This is a genomic window from Kitasatospora sp. NPDC127111, from assembly GCF_042677465.1.
In the GTDB taxonomy this organism is placed as follows: Bacteria; Actinomycetota; Actinomycetes; order Streptomycetales; family Streptomycetaceae; genus Kitasatospora.
The window spans coordinates 57,108-78,300 of record NZ_JBHXTG010000008.1; the positions used below are offsets into that span (position 1 = coordinate 57,108).

Below are 21,193 nucleotides of genomic sequence, written 5' to 3' on the forward strand. Positions count from 1 at the left end.
CCCCCGGCGTGACCGAGTCGGCACCGCATAAGGGCGTCCACCATCAGTAGATGGTAGTGGGCGTCCCGGTGGTTCCCGTGAGCCTCTCCCGTGATGGTGCTCTCTCGGGGTGGTGTCCCGCCCGCCGGTGCGTCCGTACGGGTGTTCGCGGGGCGCGGCGGCGGCCGTCCGGGCGGCCTTCGTGTTGCGGTGTCCGCCCCCGGGGGTTCTGCGGGATCATGTGAGGCATGACGGCGGCCCATTCGCACGGAGGCCGGTCCCACACCGGCCGTTTGCTCGTCGCGACCCCCGTGCTCACCGACCCGAACTTCGCGCGGGCGGTGGTGCTCCTCCTCGACCACGACGCCGAGGGGGCGCTCGGTGTCGTCCTGAACAGACCGACGCCGGTCGAGGTGGGCAGCGTGCTGGACGGCTGGGGCCGGCTGGTCGGGCCGCCCGCCGTGGTGTTCCAGGGCGGCCCGGTGGCGCTGGACTCGGCACTCGGCCTGGCCGTGGCCCCGGGGGAGCCGGGCACCGTCGAGCCGCTCGGCTGGCGGCGGGTGCACGGCGCGATCGGGCTGGTCGACCTGGAGGCCCCGCCGGAGGTGCTGGCCGGGGAGCTCGGCGGCTTGCGGATCTTCGCCGGGTACGCCGGCTGGTCGCCGGGCCAGCTGGAGTCGGAGATCGGCTCCGGCGCCTGGTACCTGGTGGACTGCGAGCCCGGTGACATCTCCAGCCCCGAGCCGGAGCGGCTCTGGCGCTCGGTGCTGCGCCGCCAGCGCGGCCCGCTGGCCCTGCTCGCGACGTACCCGGACGACCCGACGCTGAACTGACGTGCGAGCCCCGCGGGCGCGACACTGGCCCGGTTTCCCGGGGCCCCCATAGACTTGGCACCCATGAGCACTCTTGAGCCCGAGCGCGGCCTCGGCACCGGCACCCTGGTCGAGCCCGTCCCGCAGGTGTCCAACGGGGACGGCGACCACGAGCGCTTCGCGCACTACGTCCAGAAGGACAAGATCATGGAGAGCGCGCTCTCCGGATCCCCCGTGGTCGCGCTCTGCGGCAAGGTGTGGGTGCCCGGGCGCGACCCGAAGAAGTACCCGGTCTGCCCGATGTGCAAGGAGATCTACGACGGCATCGGCAAGCCGCAGGGCGGCGACGACGACAAGTAGGCCGGCCGTCCGGCGCCGGGTCGCCCCGCGCCGGCCGCGCTGCGCGGGCCCTGCCGCGCGGGCCGTCCCGCATGGTGACCCGTTCGCCGAATGGTCTATGCCAATCGAGGCGGTGCGGGCCAGGATGGCGGAATGGACCTCATTCCCGCCCCCTTGAGCTCCGTCCGCCTCCAGGGCCAGGACTTCCCCCTCGACCGCCGCACCACCCTCACCGCCCCGCCCGGCCTGGCCGGCGCCGAGCGGTGGCTGCGGACCGCGCTGACCGCCGCGACCGGACTCCCGCTCGCCCCCGGCCGGGCCGGTGAGGGCGTCGAACTGGTCCACGACGGATCGCTGGCCGGTGAGGCGTACCGGCTCTCGGTGCGCCCCGGCCGCGCCGTGATCACCGCCGGCGGCCCGGCCGGTGCGCTCTGGGGCGCCCAGACGCTGCGCCGGCTGCTCGGCCCGGACGCCTACCGCCGGGCCCCGCTGCGCGACGGCGGCTGGGTGCTGCCGGGCACCGACATCGCGGACGCCCCCCGGTTCGCCTGGCGCGGCGCGCTGCTGGACGTCGCCCGGCACTTCCTGCCCAAGTCCGACGTGCTGCGCTTCGTCGACCAGCTCTCCGCGCACAAGCTCAACGTGCTGCACCTGCACCTGACCGACGACCAGGGCTGGCGGGTGGAGATCAAGCGCTACCCGAGGCTCACCGAGCGGGCCTCCTGGCGGGAGCGCTCGATGGTCGGCTACCGGGCGGCCCAGCGTCGCGACGACCGCCCGCACGGCGGCTTCTACACCCAGGACGACCTGCGCGAGATCGTCGCCTACGCCGCCGAGCGGGCGGTCACCGTCGTCCCGGAGATCGACCTGCCGGGCCACTCGCAGGCGGCCATCGCCGCCTACCCGGAGCTCGGCAACACCGACGTGGTGGACACCGCGGCGCTCGGCGTCTGGACCGACTGGGGCGTCAGCCACAACGTGCTCAACCCCTCCGAGGGCACCCTGCGCTTCTTCGAGGGCGTGCTGGAGGAGGTGCTGGAGCTGTTCCCCTCCGAGTTCGTCCACCTCGGCGGCGACGAGTGCCCCAAGGAGCAGTGGAAGGACAGCGCCGCCGCCCAGGCCCGGATCCGCGAGCTCGGCCTCGCCAACGAGGACGAGCTGCAGAGCCACGTCATCCGCCACTTCGACCGCTGGCTGGCCGAGCGCGGGCGCCGGCTGATCGGCTGGGACGAGATCCTGGAGGGCGGGCTCGCTCCCGGCGCCGCCGTGTCGTCCTGGCGCGGCTACGCGGGCGGGATCGCGGCCGCGCGGGCCGGGCACGACGTGGTGATGTGCCCCGAGCAGCACGTCTACCTGGACCACCGGCAGGCCCCGGGCGAGGACGAGCCGATCCCGGTCGGCTTCGTCCGCACGCTGGAGGACGTGTACCGCTTCGAGCCGGTCCCGGCGGGGCTGGACGAGGCCGCGGCCCGGCGGGTGATCGGCACCCAGGCCAACCTGTGGAGCGAGTTCGCGGACAGCGCCCGGGACGTCGACTACCGGGCCTTCCCCCGGCTCGCGGCCTTCGCGGAGGTCGCCTGGTCCGCGCTGCCCGCCGACCCGGCCGCGCGCGACTACGCCGGCTTCGAGCGGCGGCTCCGGGGGCACCTGGCGGTGCTGGACGCGCTCGGCGTCGAGTACCGGCCGGACGGCGGTCCGCACCCCTGGCAACGCCGGCCCGGTGTCGCCGGCCGGCCGATCGACGGCCCGCCGCCGGTGGTCTGAGGCCGGCGGTCCGGCGGAGTGGCCGGCGGAGGTGCGGCGGAGGTCGGGCGGCTGGGCCCCGAGGGTCACGTGGGAACTTCTGAGTGGTCGTCGGACGTCAAGAACAGATGAACATCTGCTCCGGTCCGGCCCGGACCGGAGCAGATACCGCCCGGTATCCGTCCCAATCGGGCAGTTCCGTTCGCCCGTCCCGAAATGATCATCGAGCATTGTGTGCCAGAGTTGCCCAACCCGGCCCGATCGCCCGTACCCTACGGGCCAGGCCGGGCTGCCGACGCGGACACCCCGGCCGAGGGCCGCGGGCGGCAGGCGATCGATGAGCAAGTGGAGCACGGTGGGACCCAGGTGAACCGGACGATCATGCTGCCGGCCTCCCTCGACGAGGCCGTCGACGCGCTGGCCTCCCACCCGGCCGCGGTGCCGGTGGCCGGCGCCACCGACCTGATGGAGGCCGTCAACGCCGGACGGCTGCGCCCCGCCGCCCTGATCGGCCTCGGCCGGATCACCGAACTGCGCGGCTGGCGCTACGAGGACGGCGGCACCGCCGTCCTCGGCGCGGGCCTCACCCACGCCCGGATGGACCGGCCCGACTTCGCCGCGCTCATCCCCGCCCTCGCCGACGCCGCCCGCACCGCCGGACCCCCGCAGGTGCGCAACGTCGGCACCCTCGGCGGCAACATCGCCACCGCCGCCCCGGCCGGCGACACCCTCCCGGTGCTCACCGCCCTGGAGGCCACCGTCACCCTCGCCCGGGCCGGCGCCAGCCGCGAGGTCCCGGTCAGCCACCTGCTCACCGGCCTCGACCCGCTGCGCCCCGGCGAGCTGCTCACCTGGGTCCGCGTTCCGCTGCTGCACGCCCCGCAGGTCTTCCTCAAGGCCACCGGCCGCAGCGGCCCGGCCCGCGCCACCGCCTCCGTCGCACTCGTCCTCGACCCGGCCCGGCGCGCCGTGCGCTGCGCGGTCGGCGCCGTCGCCCCGGTCCCGCTGCGGCCGCTGGAGGCCGAGGCCTGGGTGGCCGGCTGCATCGACTGGGACGGCAGCCGCGAGATCGACCCCGCCGCGACGGCCGCCTTCGGCGAGTACGTGGCCGCCGCCTGCGTACCGGACAGCTACGGCGCCGAGGGCGCCTGGGAGGCCGTGACCGAGGGGCCGACCGCGGCCGCCGTTCGGCTACGGCGTACCGTATCGGTGCTGGCCCGCCGGGCACTGGGAAGGGCGCTGAAGTGACCACTGACCCCATCGAAACCCTCGACGCCGGCGCGTTCGACCACGCGCCGCAGGTCAGCCGGGAGCTGCGGCCCTGCACCTCGTACACGTTGCGGGTCAACGGTTTCGAACGGCCCGTCACCGACGCCTGGATCGGTGAGAGCCTGCTCTACGTGCTGCGCGAGCGGCTCGGCCTGGCCGGCGCCAAGGACGGCTGCGAACAGGGCGAGTGCGGCGCCTGCTCGGTGCAGGTGGACGGACAGCTGGTGGCCGGCTGTCTGGTGCCCGCCGCCCTCGCGCAGGACAGCGAGATCAACACCGTCGAGGGGCTGTCGGCCGGCGGCGGCGCCAGCGACGTCCAGCAGGCGCTGGCCGAGTCCGGCGCGGTGCAGTGCGGCTACTGCACGCCCGGCATGGCGATGGCCGTGCACGACCTGCTCCAGCGCAACCACCGGCCCACCGAGGTCGAGGCCCGGCAGGCGCTCTGCGGCAACCTCTGCCGCTGCACCGGCTACCGGGGCGTGCTCGCCGCGGTCCAGAGCGTCGCCGACGCGCGCGCGCTGGAGGCCGAGGAGGCGGAGGAGGCGCTCGCCGCGGAGACCGCCGACGCGGCCGCCGCCGACGCGGCCGCCGCCGGCGCGGCCGCGGCGGCCGCGGCCGCCGCGGAGGAGCCCGAGCAGCCGGCCGACCCGCCGGTGTACACCGACGAGGACGCCTGGATCGAGCACGTCCCGCAGCCGCCCGTCGAGCAGCCGGCCGCCGCCGAGCAGCCCTACACCGAGCAGCCGTTCGCCGAGCAGGTCCCCGTCGAACAGCCGGTCGTGGAGCAGTCGTTCGCCGAGCAGCCCTACGCCGGCCAGCCCTACGCCGAGCAGCCGTTCGCCGGGCACCAGCCCGTGGAGGAGATCCCGACCACGGCCGGCACCGGCGTCGGGGTCGGCATGCAGTACGGCACCCCCGACGGCCAGGGCGGCTACGACACGGGCGTCTACGACACCGGGACGTTCCCCGCCGGCGCCTTCGACACCGGGACGTTCCCCGCCGGGGCCTTCGACACCGGTGTGCTGCCGCAGGTCCAGGGCGTCCCCGCGCAGGCCGCCGACGGCCAGGGCTACTACCCGCAGGCCGGCTACCCCGAGCAGCAGCAGTACCCGGCGACCCCGCCGCACGGCACCTACCCGCCGGGCGGCTACCCGGACGGCGGCTACTCGCAGCAGACCGGCTACGACGCCGCCGGCGGCTACGACGGGCCGGTCTACGAGCAGGCCCCCGCCACCGGCTTCGACGGCACGCCCGCGCACGGCACGCCGTACGTCCCCACGCCCCCGCACGGCGTCCCGGCCGAGGGCACCGCCCCCGCCGGCGTCCCGTACGGCGCCACCCCCGCCCACGGCATCCGGCTCCCCGAGGACGACCACGCATCATGACGTCGCCTACCGACATCGGCGCAGCACCCCAGCAGGACGGCGACGAGGGCGGCGCACCGGAGCCGTTCGGGCTCGGCAGCTCGCCGCTGCGCAGCGATGCCCTGCCCAAGGCGCTCGGCATCTACCCGTACGCCGCCGACCTCTGGGCCGAGGGCCTGCTCTGGGGCGCGGTGCTGCGCTCGCCGCACCCGCACGCCCGGATCAGGAGCATCGACACCTCGGCCGCGCTGGCCCTGCCCGGCGTGCACGCCGTGGTCACCGCCGCCGACCTGCCGGCCGGCCCGGACGGCAGCCCCGACGGCGCGCCGGCCGGCCCGATCGTCGCCGACCGGCCGGTGCTGGCCGCCGGCGTGGTCCGCCACCACGGCGAGCCGGTCGCCGCCGTCGCCGCCGACCACCCGGACACCGCCCGCCTCGCGGTCGGCCTGATCACCGTCGACTACGAGCCGCTGGAGGCCGTCACCGACCCGGAGCAGGCCTTCACCGCCCCGGCGCTGCACCCGGACGGCAACCTGTTCCGGCACCTGCCGCTGCGCACCGGGGACCCGGAGGCGGTCGGCGAGATCGTCGTCGAGGGCCTCTACCAGGTCGGCCGGCAGGACCCGGCGCCGCTCGGCGCCGAGGCGGGCCTGGCCGTGCCGCGCCCGGACGGCGGCGTCGAGCTGCACCTGTCGTCCACCGACCCGCACGGTGACCGCGACCGCACCGCCGCCTGCCTGGGCCTGGAGCCGGACCGGGTCCGGCTGGTGGTCACCGGCGTGCCCGGCGCCACCACCGACCGCGAGGACCTCTCCTTCCAGGTCACCCTGGCGCTGCTCGCGCTGCGCACCGGCCGCCCGGTGAAGATGACCCTCACCCGCGAGGAGTCCTTCCACACCCACACCTCCCGCCACCCGGCGCTGCTGCGCTACCGCCACCACGCCGACGCCGAGGGCCGGCTGGTCAAGGTCGAGGCGCAGATCCTGCTGGACGGCGGCGCCTACGCGGACGTCTCGGCCGAGGCGCTGGCCGCCGCCACCGCGTTCTCGGTCGGCCCGTACAACTGCCCCAACGTCTTCGTGGACGCCTGGGCGGTGCGCACCAACAACCCGCCGGCCGGCCGGATGCGCGGCGAGGGGGCCCTGCAGGCCTGCTTCGCGCACGAGTCGCAGCTGGACCAGCTGGCCGCCCGGGTCGGCGTGGACCCGGTGGAGATCCGCCGCCGCAACGCGATGGCGACCGGCGACCCGATGCCCACCGGACAGGCCGTCACCTGCCCGGCCCCGGTGGCCGCGCTGCTGGAGGCCGTCTCCTCGGAGCCGCTGCCCGCGCTGCCGGTGGACGACCCGGACGCCGAGTGGCTGCTGCCGGGCGGGCCCGGCGGCGCCGGCGACCCGGCGGCGGTGCGGCGCGGCATCGGCTACGCGGTCGGCATGGTGCACATGCTGGGCGCCGAGGGCGAGGACGAGGTCTCCACGGCGACGGTGCGGGTCAGCGGCGACCACGCCACGGTGATCTGCGCGGCCGTCGACTCCGGGCAGGGCTTCGCCACCCTCGCCCGGCAGATCGTGCAGTCGGTGCTGGGCGTCAGCGAGGTGTACATCGCACCCGCGGACAGCGACCAGTCGATCGCCGGGCCGTCCGCCCGCGGTCGGCACACCTGGGTCTCCGGCGGCGCGGTCGAGCGGGCCGCGCTGATGGTCCGCCACCAGCTGCTGCAGCCGATCGCCGCCAACTTCGGGATGTCGGTGGAGCTGCTGCAGATCGCCGACGGCAAGATCACCTCCTATGACGGCGTGCTCGGCATGCCGGTCGCCGAGGCGCTGGAGGGCAAGGAGCTCTGGGCCACCGCGCAGTGCCGTCCGCACCCGACCGAGCCGCTGGACGAGGCCGGGCAGGGGGACGCCTTCGTCTCGATCGCGTTCTGCGCGATGCGGGCGGTGGTGGACGTGGACATCGAGCTCGGCGCGGTCCGCGTGGTGGACGTGACCGTGGCGCAGGACGTCGGCCGGGCGCTCAACCCGCGCCAGATCGAGGACCGGATCGAGGCGGGCGTCGCCCAGGGGGTCGGCCTGGCCCTGCTGGAGGACCTGCGGACCGAGGGCGGCCTGCTGGTCAACCCCTCGCTCACCGGCTACCGGCTGCCGACCGCCCTGGACACCCCCGAGGTGCGGATCGCCGCCCTGCTGGAGGAGCGCGACGTGGTCGCCACCTTCGGCGCCAAGGCGGTCAGTGCCGTCCCCGCGGTGGTGGCCCCGGCCGCCGTCGCCGCCGCCGTCCGGGCCGCCACCGGCCTCCCGGTCGGCCGGCTCCCCATCCGGCCCGAGGACGCGGTCACCGGCTGACCGGCGGCTCCGGGCCGCCCCGGAGCCGGTCCCGCGGTCACCGGCCGACCCGTGTCTCCGGGCCGGCCCGGAGCCGGTCCAGCGCCGAATTCCTTGGGCGGGAAAGGCGCGGGAAAGGCGCGGGAAAGTGCGGAAGAACGGCACGAAGAATTGCCGGTCGGCGGAGTCCGCGCCGACCGGCAATTCGTTCCACGGAGGCCATGACGGGAATCGAACCCGTGTAAACCGCTTTGCAGGCGGTTCCCTCAACCACTCGGGCACACGGCCAGGGCACTGCTGTTTCGATTGTTGTGCGTGATTCCGGTGTTGCTCCGGCGGGGGCCGGTGAATTCATCTTCTCGGAATCCGCGAGGGGCCGTCAACATTCCTTTGTAAATTCTGTATGGCAACTCGTGCTACCGTCGGGAGCAGGTGGCCGTTTCCCCGGCCGCCCCGGACGAGCGCGTCGTACCCGGTGACGACAAGACGGCGCAGCACAGCGGCAACCCGGCCGCTGCTGACTGCGGAGGTGTCGTCGCCATGGCGTGGCTCGTTCTGATCGTTTCCGGTGTCCTGGAGACCGTGTGGGCGGTGGCCCTGGAGTCGTCCAAGGGCTTCTCCCGGCTCGTCCCCACCCTCGTCTTCGGCGTCGCGCTGGCGCTGAGCATGGGCGGACTGGCGTACGCGATGCGCTCCATCCCGATCGGCACCGGCTACGCGGTCTGGGTCGGCATCGGCGCGGTCGGCACCGCCCTGTACGGCATGGCGGTGCTCGGGGACGCCGCCACCGCGGCCCGGATCGGCTGCCTGCTGCTGATCGTCTCCGGCGTGGTGGGCCTCAAGGCGCTGCACTGATCCACCGGCCTCGGGCCCCAGGTCCTCCGGACGAGGCGGCCACCTTCATTGGTCAGGGGTCATCCAAGCAGACGGGTCTTACGATGTTACGTATGACCACTGCCTCCCCCACCTCGGTCGACGCCGCCCCGACACCCCCCGACCCGACCGACTCCGGAGGGGTGCTCAGTGGCCGCTACCGGGCGCTGACGCTGGGGATCGTCTCCGTGGTCCTGTTGCTCGCCTTCGAGGCGACCGCCGTCAACACCGCGATGCCGGTGGCCGCCCGCCAGCTGGACGGGCTGGGGCTCTACGCCTTCGCGTTCTCCGGCTACTTCACCACCACGCTGTTCGCGCTGGTCGTCTCCGGACAGTGGTGCGACCGGCGGGGCCCGCTGCAGCCGCTGTTCACCGGCATCGCTGTGTTCGGCGCGGGCCTGGTGGTGGCCGGCACGGCGCCCGGGATGTGGGTCTTCGTCGCGGGCCGGGCGATCCAGGGCCTGGGCGGCGGGCTGGTGATCGTCGCCCTGTACGTGGTGGTCGGCCGGGCCTACCCCGAGCGGCTGCGGCCGGCCGTCTTCGCGGCCTTCTCCTCGGCCTGGGTGCTGCCCTCGATCATCGGCCCGGTGGTGTCCGGCGCCGTCACCCAGCACCTGGGCTGGCGCTGGGTCTTCCTCGCCGTCCCGGCGCTGATCGTGCTGCCGCTGGCGGTGATGGGCCCGGCACTGCGCCGTTCCGAGAGGGAGCAGCCGGTGCCGAAGGGCGCGGACTTCGACCGCCGCCGCACCCTGCTGGCCGCGATGGCCGCGCTCGGCGCTGGCCTGCTGCAGTACGCCGGCCAGCGGCTGGACGTGATCGGGCTGCTCCCGGCGGTGGCCGGGGCGGCGCTGCTGCTGCCCGCCGTGCTGGGGCTGCTGCCCGCCGGGACGCTGCGGGCCGGGCGCGGGCTGCCGACGGTGATCCTGCTGCGCGGGGTGGCGGCGGGGGCGTTCTTCGCGGCCGAGGCGTTCATCCCGCTGATGATGGTGACCCAGCGGGACCTCTCACCGACGCTGGCCGGGCTGACGCTGACCAGCGGCGGCCTCTCCTGGGCGCTGGGTTCCTGGCTGCAGGGGCGGCCGGGCGCGGAGCGCTACCGGGAGGCGATGATCCGGGGCGGTTTCGTGCTCACCGCGGTGGCGATCGCGGGCGCGGCCCTGGTGCTGGTCCCGGCCGTGCCGGCCTGGGTGGCGGCGGTGGCCTGGGGCGTGGGCGGGATCGGCATGGGGCTGACGGTGGCGAGCATCAGCGTGCTGATGATGAAGCTGTCGGCGCCGGAGGACGCCGGGGCCAACTCGGCCTCGCTGCAGATGAGCGACGCGCTCGGCAACGTGCTGCTGGTCGGCCTCGCGGGGGTGCTGTTCTCGGCGCTGGGCGGCGGCACGCTGACCGCCGCCCACGAGGGCGTCGAGGGGACCGGCTCGGCCGGCGCGTTCGGGGTGATCTTCCTGACGATGACCGGGGTGGCGCTGCTGGGCGCGCTGGTGGCCGGCCGGGTGCGGAAGGGCTGACGGTCACTTGCCCCCGGCGGGGACCCCGGGAGCGGCCGGGGCCCCGGGAACCGGGACGCCGGGGGAGGCCGGGGCGGAGCCGGCGGCGGCCGGCGCGGGGGCGCCGAGGAAGGTCTCCCAGCCCCCGGCCGGGGCCTGTCCGGGGGCGAGGCCCTGGAGTTTGCGCAGCACCGCCGGGTCCTGGGCGTCCAGCCAGTTCACCAACTGGCGGAAGGAGACCAGCCGGACCTCGGGCCGCCCGGCGATGGCCTTGAGCGCGTCCTCGACGGCGTTCATGTAGATGCCGCCGTTCCACTGCTCGAAGTGGTTGCCGATGATGTACGGCGCCCGGTTGGTGGTGTACGCCCGCTCGAAGCCCATCAGGTAGGCGTCCCGGGCCTGCGCCTGGTACGCGGGGTGGAGGGCGGGGTCGGCCTTGGTGTTGCTGCCGGACTGGTTGAACATGATGTTGTAGTCCATCGACAGCACCTGGAAGGTGTGCCCGGGGAAGGGGATGGACTGCAGCGGGAGGTCCCAGAGCGCGCCGCCCTGGATCTTCTGCGGCCAGACCTGGGTGCCGCTGCCGCTGCTGTCGTACCGCCAGCCGCGCCTGGCGGCGGCCGGCAGCAGGTTGCGCTGGCCCTCCAGGCAGGGGGTGCGGCTGCCGATCAGCTCCTTGCGGTAGTCGAAGGGCAGCGCCGGCAGGTCGGTGAAGCCGGTGTTGGTCCGCCAGTTCATGACGAAGTCCATCGCCTGCTCGATCTCGCTGTCCCACTCCTCCGGCGACCACCTGCCGACGCCGGTGGCGCCGCAGAAGTGCCCGTTGAAGTGGGTGCCGATCTCGTGCCCCTCCAGCCAGGCCGCGTGCAGGTTCCGCAGCGTGTCGTGGATGTGCTGGTCGCTCAGGTAGCCGATGTCCGAGGCGCCGGTCTTGTGCTGCGGCGGGCGGTAGAGGTCCTTCTTGGACTCGGGCAGCAGGTAGAGGCCGCTCAGGAAGAAGGTCATCGACGCGTTGTGCTCCCGCGCGAGCCGGCGGAACCGCCCGAACAGGCCGTTGTCCAGCTCTCCGGCGCCGTCCCAGGAGAAGACCACGAACTGCGGAGGGCGCTCGCCGAACTTCAGCGGCTCCGCGGTGGGCTGGTGGGGCTGCGGGCCGGTGTCCGAGGTGGAGCCGTCGCCGATCAGGGTGGCGGGGGGCTTCGGGACGGCGGATCCCGGTGCGTCCCGGTCCGCCGCCCGGTCGGCCGGTACCGGGGCCGGCGCCGCCGCCTGCCCGCCGCCGGCGCCGCCGTTTCCGCCGCAGCCGGCCGCCAGGGTGGCTGCGGTCGCGGCACCGGCGGCCAGTAGGGTGCGGCGGGAGAGAGCGTCCATGGTCACTCCGTTCGTGAAGCGTGCGGAAGCCCTGCGGACACGCGGACGACGGGTCCGGATGGGAGGATGCGGGCGCACGTCCGGTCGGACAAGTGCGGTGATAGACCTGTGAACGGGGTCAGCATGGCATGTGGGCATGATCGGTCAGTGATGAACCACGGATGGTCGGAATCGATCGCCCGATTGGTGCAACCGGACTGGCGTCCGAGATTGTCGATGCTCATGCGGACGCCACCTGGGTGACCGTTCGGGGGCACTGCTCTCTCTGAGTGGTCACCGACCTACTCGGAGCACGTCCCGGACCCGCGGCCCTGCCGATCGGCGGGTCCCAGTACGACCATCGTATGGATGTGCCCTAAGGTCCGATCCGGTTGAATTGTTCCCAGGAAACTCCCAGGAACGATCACGATGTCAGCAGAGGGGAGCGCCGGGTGGGCGCCCAGCAGAGCAGGAGCCCATGGCCGGGCACCCTGGCGGTCGGCGCCGCGCTCGTCCTCGGTGCCTGGCTGCTGAACCAGGGGGGCAAGCTCGAACTGCCCCCGGCCCCGGCCGCCGGGCAGGCCCTCTCCGGCTTCGCCCCGGTCTCCGTCGTCCCCCCGCTGGGACCCTCCGCCCCGACCCGGATCAGGATCCCCGCCGTGAAGCTCGACGCGCCCGTCACCAGCCTCGGCCTGGACGGCCAGGGCCACCTCCAGACACCCCCGGAGAGCGACCCGAACCTGGCCGGCTGGTACCGCGGCGGAGCCACCCCCGGGCAGCGCGGCACCGCGATCATCGCCGGCCACGTCGACAACCGGAACGGACCGGCCGTCTTCTATCATCTGGGGGCCCTGCATCGCGGCGATCGGATCGAGATCGCCCGCGAGGACGGCGCCACCGCCGTCTACCAGCTCTACGCCATCGAAGTGCACGACCGAAAGGACTTCCCGGACGACCGGGTGTACCGCCAGGCCGCCGACGCCCAGCTCCGGGTGATCACCTGCGGCGGCGGGTACAGCGAGGAGAACGGCTACCAGGGGAACGTGGTCGCCTACGGCTTCCTGGCCGACACCACCCGGCCGGGGAAGAACGCATGACCTCCGTCTCCCTTGCCCTGACCTGGAACCCGATCGACTGGCCGCTGACGCACGGCCCGATCCCGCACGCCGTGCTCGCCGCCGGCTGGGGTTCGCTGCTCGTGCTCGCCGCGGCGGCCCGGAGCCGCACCTGGTGGCGTCGTCGGCTCCCGGCCGCGCTGCTGAGCGCCGCGGCGCTCAGCCTCCTGCTGGACACGGTCGTCGACGACTGGTGGCACCCCTTCCCGGAGGGGCTGCCCCGGTACGTCACCTGGTGGATAGCCGTCGCGTTGCTCGGCCTGTGCCTGGCGGGCTTCCGGATGCCCGGAACGGCCCGCCGGCGCAAGGTGCTGGCCGTGGTCGGCGGGGCACTGGTGCTGCTGATGGCCTCGTCGCAGGTCAACCGGGGCTTCGGCCAGTACCCGAGCGGCCGGGTGATGCTGGCGCCCTGGCTCTCCAAGACCCAGGAGCTGACCACCGCCAAGGACGCCAAGACGGTCAGCCCGCCGCCCGGCAAGGTGCTCGAGGAGGTGTGGCAGGCCCCGCCCGGGCTTCCCGAGAAGGGCACGGTCTCCATCACCCCGATCCCGGGCACCAAGTCCGGCTTCAAGGCCCGCGACGCCTACGTCTACCTGCCGCCCGCCTACCAGGCCAGCCCCCGGCCGCTGCTGCCGGTGGTGGTGCTCGTCACCGGGCAGCCCGGGAACCCCGGGGACTGGGTGCTCGGCGGCCAGGTCAACGAGGCGCTCGACGCCTTCGCCGCCCAGCACAACGGCCTGGCGCCGATCGTGGTCATGCCCGACCAGCTCGGCTCCATCTGGAACAACACGCTCTGCCTGGACTCGAAGATCGCCAACGTGCAGACCTACCTGGCCCAGGACGTGCCGGACTGGGTGCACAAGAACCTCCAGGCCGCCAAGGGGCGCGGCTCCTGGTCGATCGCGGGCGCCTCGATGGGCGGCACTTGCGCGCTCCAGCTCGCGGTCAACGCCCCCGACGTCTACGGGTCGTTCCTCGACATGTCCGGCCAGGAGGAGCCCACCTTGGGTACGCGTGCGCAGACCGTCGCGGCGGCCTTCGGCGGCGATGAGGCGAAGTTCAACGCGGTGGACCCGCTGCAGGTGATGGCGCGCAAGCGCTTCCCGGACACGGCGGCGGCCATCGTCGTCGGCCGCACCGACAACGAGTTCCGGCCGCAGCAGGAGAAGGTCTACCAGGCGGTGCTCGCCGCCGGGATGAAGGCCAAGCTCGACCTGATGCCGGGCGGGCACGGCTGGGTGGTCTTCCGGCCGGGCATCGTCGACCAGCTGCCCTGGCTGGCCCAACAGACGGGGTTGGTGCGGTGATCCGGCTCAGCCCGGCTCCCGCCCGGACCGGCGAGCGGCGTGAGCCGGTCCTCCGGTCCACCGGGCGGCGCGAGCCCACCGTACCGATGCCGGGCCGTGGCCCCGGTCCGGTGCACGACGCCCCCGAACCGGGACCGCTGCCCGGCCGGCCGGCCGCCACCGGGCTCGCCGCCCGGCTGCGGGCCGCGCCGCTGACGCTCACCCTGCTCGCCGTCCTCTGGGCGGTCGGCGGGGCCGGCGGCAGCCTGGCCCACGGCCCCTCCCGGGAACTGCTGGCGAAGGTCGGCATCGGCCTGCCCACCCTCGCCGCGGGGCACTGGTGGACGCCGGTCACCTCGCTGTTCTGGTGCCCCGGCCCGGGCTCGTACGTGTTCACCACCCTGCTGCTGATCCTGGTCTGCCCGGCCGCCGAGCACCGGTTCGGCTGGGCGCGGACGCTCGGCGTGCTGGTCGCCGGCCAGGTGCTGGGCACCCTGCTCGGCACCGGCCTGGTCGCGCTCGGCTCCCGGGCCGGCGAGCAGTGGACGGCCGCCGTCGCCGGCCAGACCGCCACCGGCCCGGTCACCGGCCTGTTCGCGCTGGCCGGGGTGCTCGGCTACCGGCTCACCGTGCTCTGGCGGCGCCGGCTGCACCTGCTGGTGGTGCTCGTCCCGCTGGTGATGACGCTGTACGTCGGGCACCTGCAGAGCGTCCAGCGGTTCTCCGGCGCCCTGCTCGGCCTCGGCGTGGGCGCCCTGCTGGCGCGCCGCCGCGGCCAGCCGCGCGGGCACCGTTCCTCGCACACCGAGACCCGGGTGCTGATCGCGCTCTGCCTGGTGGCCGCCGCCCTCGGGCCGCTGATCGCCTCGCTGTACGACAACGCCACCGGGCCGTTCAACACCTTCTCCGAGCTGTACTTCTCCCACCGGCTCAGCCCCGACGAGGTCGCCGAGTTCTGCGCGCTCTCCGCCCACGACTGCGCCCGCGCGCACGCCGTCGAGCGGATCTTCGACACCCCGGCCCGGCTGATGGCCGCGCTCTTCCCGGCGCTGCTGCTGGTGCTCGCCGAGGGGCTGCGGCGCGGCCTGCGGCTCGCCTGGCGGATCACCGTCGCCACCGAGCTGCTCTGGGCCGCGCTGCTGCTCTGGCTGTTCACCGAGACCGGCGCCGGTGAGGGGGACGTGCTGCAGTACTTCGTCGAGGCGCTGCTGCTGCCGCTGCTCACCACCGGCCTGCTGGTGGCCACCCGGCAGCGGTTCCGCCTGCGGCTGCCCGCCGCGGTGCTCGGCCGGCTCGCCGGACTGCTCGGCGGCACCATGCTGGCCGCCTCCGCCGCGTACGCCGGGCTCGGCGTGCTGGCGGCCGGCCAGTTCGAGCCGGGGGCGACCTTCCGCGGCATGCTCGCCGGGCTGCCCGCCCAGTTCCTGCCGCCCGCCTACAACGACCTGCTGCCCGACTACCCGGTCGCCGTCGGACCGTTCGCCCGGTTCCTGGAGACGTACTGCGGGCTGGCCTTCTGGGCGGTCGCGCTGACCGCCCTGCTGCTGACCTTCCGCCGGCCCGTGGTGCACGCGGACGCCGAGGACGCGGCCCGCGCCCGGGCGCTGCTCACGTCGCACGGCGGCGGGACGCTCTCCTTCATCACCACCTGGGACGGCAACCACTACTGGTTCGACGAGGAGGGCCGGGCCGCCGTCGCCTACCGGGTGCTCTCCACCGTGGCGCTCACCACGGGCGACCCGTTCGGCGAACCGGAGGCCCGCCGCCGGGCGGTGGCCGGCTTCGCCCGGTACTGCGACGCCCGCGGCTGGACGCCGTGCTTCTACAGCGTCACCCCGGAGACCAGGGCCGCCGCCGGACAGCTCGGCTGGCGCTCGCTGCAGGTCGCCGAGGACACCGTGGTCGCGCTGCCCGAGCTGGCCTTCACCGGCCGCAAGTGGCAGGACATCCGGACCGCCCTGAACAAGGCCGGCAAGCAGGGCATCACCGCCGAGTGGTGGTCCTACCACGACGCGCCGCTCGCACTGCGCGACCAGATCCGCTCGATCTCGGAGGAGTGGGTCTCCGAGAAGGGCCTGCCCGAAATGGGCTTCACCCTCGGCGGCCTGGAGGAGCTGGACGACCCGGCCGTCCGGCTGCTGATCGCGGTCGACGGCGAGCGCCGGGTGCACGGGCTGACCAGCTGGATGCCGGTGTACGAGAACGGCGTGCCGGTCGGCTGGACGCTGGACTTCATGCGCCGGCGCTCGGACGGCTTCCGCGGGGTGACGGAGTTCCTGATCGCCTCGGCCGCCCTCGGCTTCAAGGAGGAGGGGGCGCGCTTCCTCTCGCTCTCCGGCGCGCCGCTGGCCCGGTCCGGGCAGAACGCGGCACCCACCGGCCTGCAGCGGATGCTCGACTGGATGGGCCGGGTGCTGGAGCCGGTGTACGGGTTCCGCTCGCTGCTCGCGTTCAAGGCGAAGTTCCAGCCGGAGTACCGGCCGCTGTACATGGCGTACCCGGACCCGGCGGCGCTGCCCAGCATCACCCGGGCGATCGGCAAGGCGTACCTGCCGCACCTGACGGCGGCCCAGGGCGTCCGCCTGATGCGCCGGCTGTCCTCCTGAGGCCGGGCGGTCCCTCACCCCAGCAGCTCGGCGAGGGCCCGGTCGGCGTCCAGGTGCAGGTGCTCCTCGCCCTCGGGGACGACCATCCGGGTGCGCCACAGGAAGCGCCGCAGGTCGGCGCTGTCGAACTGGACCAGCGCGGTGCCCTCGGGCGCGCGCAGCTCGACCATGGTGCGCCGGCCGGCCGCGGGCCGGACGTGGACGTCGCCGACGCCGGCGGGCAGCTCCAGGCCGGCCGTGAGCAGCTGGCGGGCGAAGACCCAGACGATGTCCCGGCCGCCCTCCGGGCCCCGGCCGTCGTCCGGCTCGTCGAGCGAGAACTCGGCGGGGAAGGCCATCCGGACCGCGAGCGGGTCCTCCGGGCCGTAGGACAGGGTGACCCGCAGCGCGGCGGAGCGGTGGGTGGTGAGGATCAGGCGGGCCTGGACGGTCTCTTCGACGGTGGCGTGCACGGCGCGTTTCCTTCTCGGTGCTGTGGGGTCTTCTCGGTGCGGTGAGGCCGGGGTGACGGCAGTGGAGGGTGGGGCGGCCTCACCCTGGTGAGAGTCGATGGGGTGGTCGCGATTACGCGCTTTCCCCGAAGCGGTCGCCGTGATCCACGTCACATCCGTTTCCGGCCGCGGGGAGCCGCGCGCGGGCCCGGCCTGGCCGCCCGTCCGGCGCCGGACCGGTACGCTGGGCGGGTTGCCCGATTGCCCCCCGACCGTGGGCTGGAGCCGCGAAACCGCCTCTGACCTGCGACGATCCCCCTCGGAGACCGTGAGTACTGCCGCCGCCTCCTCGATGCCGCTCTTCTCCGACGTGCAGGAGCCGCACGCGCCCGTCCGGGCCGCGGGCCACGCGTCGCCCGCCGCCTCGCACCACCTGTCGCCGGCCTTCCCCGGCCGTGCCCCCTGGGGCACCGCCGGGAAGCTGCGGGCCTGGCAGCAGGGTGCGCTGGACAAGTACATCGAGAACCAGCCGCGGGACTTCCTCGCGGTCGCCACCCCGGGCGCCGGTAAGACCACCTTCGCGCTGACGCTGGCCTCGTACCTGCTGCACAACCACCTGGTGCAGCAGGTCACCGTCGTCGCCCCGACCGAGCACCTGAAGAAGCAGTGGGCCGAGGCCGCCGCCCGGATAGGCATCAAGCTGGACCCGGCGTACTCCTCCGGGCCGCTCTCCCGGGAGTACCACGGCATCGTGGTCACCTACGCGGGCGTCGGCGTGAACCCGATGCTGCACCGCAACCGGACCGAGGCGCGCAAGACGCTGGTCATCATGGACGAGATCCACCACGCCGGTGACTCGAAGTCCTGGGGCGAGGCCTGTTTCGAGGCCTTCGAGCCGGCCGCCCGCCGGCTGGCGCTGACCGGGACGCCGTTCCGCTCCGACACCAACCCGATCCCGTTCGTCCAGTACGAGGCGGGCAGCGACGGCATCCGCAAGTCGGTGGCCGACTACACCTACGGCTACGGGCACGCGCTGGCCGACCACGTCGTCCGGCCGGTGATCTTCCTCTCCTACAGCGGCAACATGCGGTGGCGGACCAAGTCCGGCGACGAGCTGGAGGCGCGGCTCGGCGAGCCGATGACCAAGGACCTGATCGCCCAGGCCTGGCGCACCGCGCTGGCCCCGCAGGGCGAGTGGATCCCGAGCGTGCTGCAGGCCGCCGACCGCCGCCTCACCGAGGTCCGCAAGGCGATCCCGGACGCCGGCGGCCTGGTGATCGCCACCGACCAGACGGTGGCCCGCGCGTACGCCAAGATGCTGCGCGAGATCAGCGGCGAGAAGGTCACCCTGGTCCTCTCCGACGAGGCCGAGGCGTCCAAGCGGATCTCCGACTACTCGGCCGGGACCTCCCGTTGGATGGTCGCGGTCCGCATGGTGTCCGAGGGCGTCGACGTGCCGCGCCTGTGCGTGGGCGTGTACGCGACCTCGATCTCCACCCCGCTGTTCTTCGCCCAGGCCGTCGGGCGCTTCGTGCGCGCCCGCAAGCGCGGCGAGACGGCCTCGGTCTTCCTGCCGACCATCCCGATGCTGCTGGGCTTCGCCAACGAGATGGAGCTCCAGCGCGACCACGTGCTGGACCGGCCGAAGAAGGAGGGCGAGGGCCTCTTCGACGAGGAGGACCGGCTGCTCGCCGAGGCCGAGCGCGCCAACGACGGCCCGGACGGCGCCGGGGGCGAGGAGTTCTCCTACGAGGCGATCGGCTCCGACGCGGTCTTCGACCGGGTGCTGTACAACGCCATGGAGTTCGGCATGCAGGCGCATCCGGGCAGCGAGGAGGAGGAGGACTACCTCGGCATCCCGGGCCTGCTGGAGCCGGACCAGGTGCAGATGCTGCTGCAGAAGCGCCAGCACCGCCAGATCCAGCGCAGCAAGGGCAAGCCGGCCGAGGAGGCCGACCTGCTGGAGCTGCCGGCCGAGCAGCGGCCGGTCGTGACGCACCAGGAACTGCGCGAGCTGCGCAAGGAGTTGAACGCGTTGGTGGCGGCCTGGCACCACCGGACCAGCCAGCCGCACGGCACCATTCACAACGAGCTGCGCCGTCAGTGCGGCGGTCCGCTCACCGCGCAGGCCACGGCCAATCAATTGAAGGCGCGGATCGCCCGAATCCGGGAATGGGCGAAGTAACGGTCCCTCAGCGGTAAACCGGTCATACCCATAGGGTCATGTGACGTTCAGGTATACGCGAAGGATATGTGGAGACAGCCGGTGTGATCATCCGCTAGTCTTCCGCGTGCTGTGCCGCCTCCGGGCCGTCAAAGCCGTGCGCCGACCCCTCCGGGGCGTCGCCACGGTCCCGGTGAATCCGGCCGGCCAACCTCACCGACCCGAGGCCGCGACAACCACGTCGCACCCGGGCCTGTCGTCACAAGGAGCGCACCGAACGTGTCGTACCCCCCTTACGCCCAGCAGCAGCCCGAGCTGTCCGACAAGTCGAAGGTCGTCGCGGGCGTCCTGCAGATCCTGCTCGGCGGCCTGGGCGTCGGCCGTTTCTACACCGGTCACATCGGCATGGGCATCGCCCAGCTGCTGACCTGCGGTGGCTTCGGCATCTGGGCGCTGATCGACGGCATCCTCTTCCTGACCAGCAACGACCGTACGGACGCCCAGGGCCGTCTGCTGCGCAGCTGAGCTTGCCCGAGCACCTCGCGGAACGCCGCCCCGGCCGTCACGGCCGGGGCGGCGTCGCCGTGCCCGCGCGGCCGGAGCTCCGGGCCCGGCTGCGCACCGCCCTGCCACCGGTGGCGGTGGCCGTGGGCGGTCTGGCCGGCGCCGCGTACCTGTGGTCGCGGAACCCGCACCTGCCCGGACAGGTGCTGCCGTTCTGCCCGTTCCGTAAGGTCACCGGCCTGCAGTGTCCGGGCTGCGGCGGGACCCGGATGACGTACGACCTGATGCACGGCGACCTCGCGGCGGCCTGGCAGGACAACGCGGCGCTGCTGCTCTCGCTGCCGCTGGTCGCCCTGCTCTACCTCACCTGGCTGCGGCACGGCCTCGCCGGGCGGAGCTGGCGGCCCCCGCTGGAGCGGCGCGGCACCGCGGTGCTGCTCGGTGTCGCGGTGACCTGGACGGTGCTGCGCAACCTGCTCTGACGGCCCACGCCCCGCCGCGCGGACCGGGGTGCGGAGGCGGTCGCGGAACGCCCCCCTCCGACCGGGTTGTCCGGACTTCGGACTGTGTTCGAACTTGCACTCTGCCGTGACCGGTGAAACGTGGCAATTTGCCCGTATTCGTCGGGTGCAGAGAAAACGATCATGCCCGAATTTTGGACAAGTACTTCCGTCGCGAGAATTCCTTCACTACCTTTCCCACACGCTCCCCCGCTGGGAAACCCCCGCGGGACGGGCGCCGCAGGACCGCCAGGGCGTCAAGGACGACACTCCGCGGCCCGAGCGCGGCCACCCACCTGCGCGCGACACCTGAGTCCCGGACCGGCGCCGCCGCTCCGCGACCCGCCGCGGAAAGGAATTGCGCGTCGTGACTGCAGAGACCTCCCAGACCCTGGACCGTGGCGTCCGGGTCCTCAAGCTCCTCGCCGACTCCGAGCGCGGGCTCACCGTCACCGAGCTGGCGGCCCGGCTCGCCGTCAACCGGACGGTCGTCTACCGGCTGCTGGCCACCCTGGAGCAGCACGGGCTGGTCCGCCGGGACATCGGCGGCCGGGCCCGGGTCGGCCTCGGCGTCCTGCGGCTGGCCCACCGGGTGCACCCGCTGCTGCGCGAGGCGGCGCTGCCGGCCCTGCGCAGCCTGGCCGAGGACCTCGGCGCGACCGCCCACCTCACCCTGGTGGACGGCAACGAGGCGCTGGCCGTCGCGGTGGTCGAGCCCAGCTGGACCGACTTCCACGTCGCCTACCGGACCGGGCTGCGCCACCCGCTGGGGGAGAGCGCCGCCGGCCGGGCGATCCTGGAGGCGCGCGGCTTCCCCAGCCAGCGCCGCCCGGAGCAGGGCTTCGTCATCACCCGCGCGGAGGAGCAGTCCGGGGCGTGCGGCGCGGCCGCCGCGCTGGTCGGGCTGAGCGGCATCGAGGGCAGCGTCGGCGTGGTGATGCTGAACGGACTGGTCCCCGAGCGGGTCGGCCCCCGGGTCGTGGAGGCCGCGACCGAGGTGGCCGACGCCCTGCGGTAGTGCCTTGGCGGCGGCCCGGGTGTGTT

General features: G+C 74.0%; 17 protein-coding genes, 1 tRNA gene and 1 riboswitch. Of the genes, 15 read left to right on the forward strand and 3 right to left on the reverse strand.

Annotated features, from left to right (window positions below):
• Positions 1-227 precede the first annotated feature (227 nt).
• The 6 genes from ACFVHB_RS07555 to ACFVHB_RS07580 all read left to right on the forward strand — a co-directional run bounded on the left by ACFVHB_RS07555 (position 228) and on the right by ACFVHB_RS07580 (position 7,851).
• Entirely contained in the window at positions 228-812 is a 585-nt protein-coding gene (locus ACFVHB_RS07555; protein WP_380316621.1) for a YqgE/AlgH family protein, read from the forward strand.
• Positions 813-875: 63 nt separating this feature from the next.
• Positions 876-1,151: a DUF3039 domain-containing protein gene (locus ACFVHB_RS07560; protein WP_329929182.1), complete on the forward strand. Its 276-nt coding sequence runs from the start codon at positions 876-878 to the stop codon at positions 1,149-1,151.
• A 132-nt stretch (positions 1,152-1,283) separates the two neighbouring features.
• A complete protein-coding gene (locus ACFVHB_RS07565) occupies positions 1,284-2,894 on the forward strand; it encodes a beta-N-acetylhexosaminidase (protein WP_380316624.1) in 1,611 nt (536 codons plus the stop codon).
• 360 nt (positions 2,895-3,254) lie between these two features.
• A complete protein-coding gene (locus ACFVHB_RS07570) occupies positions 3,255-4,121 on the forward strand; it encodes an FAD binding domain-containing protein (RefSeq protein ID WP_380316906.1) in 867 nt (288 codons plus the stop codon).
• Entirely contained in the window at positions 4,118-5,527 is a 1,410-nt protein-coding gene (locus ACFVHB_RS07575) for a 2Fe-2S iron-sulfur cluster-binding protein (RefSeq protein ID WP_380316627.1), read from the forward strand. The genes ACFVHB_RS07570 and ACFVHB_RS07575 overlap by 4 nt, the downstream gene beginning before the upstream one ends.
• Complete coding sequence (locus ACFVHB_RS07580; protein WP_380316630.1) at positions 5,524-7,851, forward strand: xanthine dehydrogenase family protein molybdopterin-binding subunit; 2,328 nt, start codon at positions 5,524-5,526, stop codon at positions 7,849-7,851. The genes ACFVHB_RS07575 and ACFVHB_RS07580 overlap by 4 nt, the downstream gene beginning before the upstream one ends.
• A gap of 195 nt (positions 7,852-8,046) precedes the next feature.
• Here ACFVHB_RS07580 and ACFVHB_RS07585 read toward each other — a convergent pair.
• Positions 8,047-8,118, reverse strand: a tRNA-Cys gene (locus ACFVHB_RS07585).
• A 141-nt stretch (positions 8,119-8,259) separates the two neighbouring features.
• Positions 8,260-8,326, forward strand: a riboswitch (guanidine-III (ykkC-III) riboswitch).
• Between the two features lie 44 nt (positions 8,327-8,370).
• Between ACFVHB_RS07585 and ACFVHB_RS07590 the strand changes: the two genes are divergently transcribed.
• Together ACFVHB_RS07590 and ACFVHB_RS07595 are read left to right on the forward strand one after the other, a co-directional pair.
• The gene (locus tag ACFVHB_RS07590; protein WP_380316633.1) at positions 8,371-8,685 is read left to right on the forward strand and encodes a DMT family transporter; all 315 of its coding nucleotides are present in this window, start codon (positions 8,371-8,373) and stop codon (positions 8,683-8,685) included.
• Positions 8,686-8,777: 92 nt separating this feature from the next.
• On the forward strand, positions 8,778-10,214 hold the full coding sequence (locus ACFVHB_RS07595; RefSeq protein WP_380316636.1) for an MFS transporter: 1,437 nt from the start codon (positions 8,778-8,780) through the stop codon (positions 10,212-10,214).
• 3 nt (positions 10,215-10,217) lie between these two features.
• On the opposite strand, the gene ACFVHB_RS07600 is transcribed toward ACFVHB_RS07595, so the two are convergent.
• A complete protein-coding gene (locus tag ACFVHB_RS07600; RefSeq protein ID WP_380316639.1) occupies positions 10,218-11,564 on the reverse strand; it encodes a hypothetical protein in 1,347 nt (448 codons plus the stop codon).
• Between the two features lie 431 nt (positions 11,565-11,995).
• Here ACFVHB_RS07600 and ACFVHB_RS07605 point away from each other — a divergent pair, with 431 nt between their 5' ends.
• The 3 genes from ACFVHB_RS07605 to ACFVHB_RS07615 all read left to right on the forward strand — a co-directional run bounded on the left by ACFVHB_RS07605 (position 11,996) and on the right by ACFVHB_RS07615 (position 16,550).
• Complete coding sequence (locus tag ACFVHB_RS07605) at positions 11,996-12,640, forward strand: class F sortase (RefSeq protein ID WP_380316642.1); 645 nt, start codon at positions 11,996-11,998, stop codon at positions 12,638-12,640.
• On the forward strand, positions 12,637-13,965 hold the full coding sequence (locus tag ACFVHB_RS07610; RefSeq protein WP_380316644.1) for an alpha/beta hydrolase: 1,329 nt from the start codon (positions 12,637-12,639) through the stop codon (positions 13,963-13,965). The genes ACFVHB_RS07605 and ACFVHB_RS07610 overlap by 4 nt, the downstream gene beginning before the upstream one ends.
• A gap of 110 nt (positions 13,966-14,075) precedes the next feature.
• Complete coding sequence (locus ACFVHB_RS07615) at positions 14,076-16,550, forward strand: phosphatidylglycerol lysyltransferase domain-containing protein (RefSeq protein WP_380316647.1); 2,475 nt, start codon at positions 14,076-14,078, stop codon at positions 16,548-16,550.
• 14 nt (positions 16,551-16,564) lie between these two features.
• Here the strand turns inward: ACFVHB_RS07615 and ACFVHB_RS07620 are convergent, their stop codons facing one another.
• On the reverse strand, positions 16,565-17,002 hold the full coding sequence (locus ACFVHB_RS07620) for an SsgA family sporulation/cell division regulator (RefSeq protein WP_380316650.1): 438 nt from the start codon (positions 17,000-17,002) through the stop codon (positions 16,565-16,567).
• Positions 17,003-17,333: 331 nt separating this feature from the next.
• Here ACFVHB_RS07620 and ACFVHB_RS07625 point away from each other — a divergent pair, with 331 nt between their 5' ends.
• The 4 genes from ACFVHB_RS07625 (at position 17,334) to ACFVHB_RS07640 (ending at position 21,167) form a co-directional block, all read left to right on the forward strand.
• A complete protein-coding gene (locus tag ACFVHB_RS07625) occupies positions 17,334-19,166 on the forward strand; it encodes a DEAD/DEAH box helicase (protein ID WP_380316909.1) in 1,833 nt (610 codons plus the stop codon).
• A 258-nt stretch (positions 19,167-19,424) separates the two neighbouring features.
• Positions 19,425-19,670: a TM2 domain-containing protein gene (locus tag ACFVHB_RS07630; protein ID WP_380316653.1), complete on the forward strand. Its 246-nt coding sequence runs from the start codon at positions 19,425-19,427 to the stop codon at positions 19,668-19,670.
• A gap of 2 nt (positions 19,671-19,672) precedes the next feature.
• Positions 19,673-20,131 carry a DUF2752 domain-containing protein gene (locus tag ACFVHB_RS07635; RefSeq protein ID WP_380316656.1) on the forward strand — a complete coding sequence of 153 codons (459 nt, stop codon included), beginning with the start codon at positions 19,673-19,675 and terminating at the stop codon, positions 20,129-20,131.
• 385 nt (positions 20,132-20,516) lie between these two features.
• On the forward strand, positions 20,517-21,167 hold the full coding sequence (locus tag ACFVHB_RS07640) for an IclR family transcriptional regulator (protein WP_380316659.1): 651 nt from the start codon (positions 20,517-20,519) through the stop codon (positions 21,165-21,167).
• Positions 21,168-21,193 lie beyond the last annotated feature (26 nt).

Excerpts from the sequence above, each read along its gene's own strand:
- ACFVHB_RS07555 (WP_380316621.1), top strand. The coding sequence starts at position 228 with ATGACGGCGGCCCATTCGCACGGAGGCCGGTCCCACACCGGCCGTTTG.
- ACFVHB_RS07560 (WP_329929182.1), top strand. The coding sequence starts at position 876 with ATGAGCACTCTTGAGCCCGAGCGCGGCCTCGGCACCGGCACCCTGGTC.
- ACFVHB_RS07565 (WP_380316624.1), top strand. The coding sequence starts at position 1,284 with ATGGACCTCATTCCCGCCCCCTTGAGCTCCGTCCGCCTCCAGGGCCAG.
- ACFVHB_RS07570 (WP_380316906.1), top strand. The coding sequence starts at position 3,255 with ATGCTGCCGGCCTCCCTCGACGAGGCCGTCGACGCGCTGGCCTCCCAC.
- ACFVHB_RS07580 (WP_380316630.1), top strand. The coding sequence starts at position 5,524 with ATGACGTCGCCTACCGACATCGGCGCAGCACCCCAGCAGGACGGCGAC.
- ACFVHB_RS07590 (WP_380316633.1), top strand. The coding sequence starts at position 8,371 with ATGGCGTGGCTCGTTCTGATCGTTTCCGGTGTCCTGGAGACCGTGTGG.
- ACFVHB_RS07595 (WP_380316636.1), top strand. The coding sequence starts at position 8,778 with ATGACCACTGCCTCCCCCACCTCGGTCGACGCCGCCCCGACACCCCCC.
- ACFVHB_RS07600 (WP_380316639.1), bottom strand. The coding sequence starts at position 11,564 with ATGGACGCTCTCTCCCGCCGCACCCTACTGGCCGCCGGTGCCGCGACC.
- ACFVHB_RS07610 (WP_380316644.1), top strand. The coding sequence starts at position 12,637 with ATGACCTCCGTCTCCCTTGCCCTGACCTGGAACCCGATCGACTGGCCG.
- ACFVHB_RS07625 (WP_380316909.1), top strand. The coding sequence starts at position 17,334 with ATGCCGCTCTTCTCCGACGTGCAGGAGCCGCACGCGCCCGTCCGGGCC.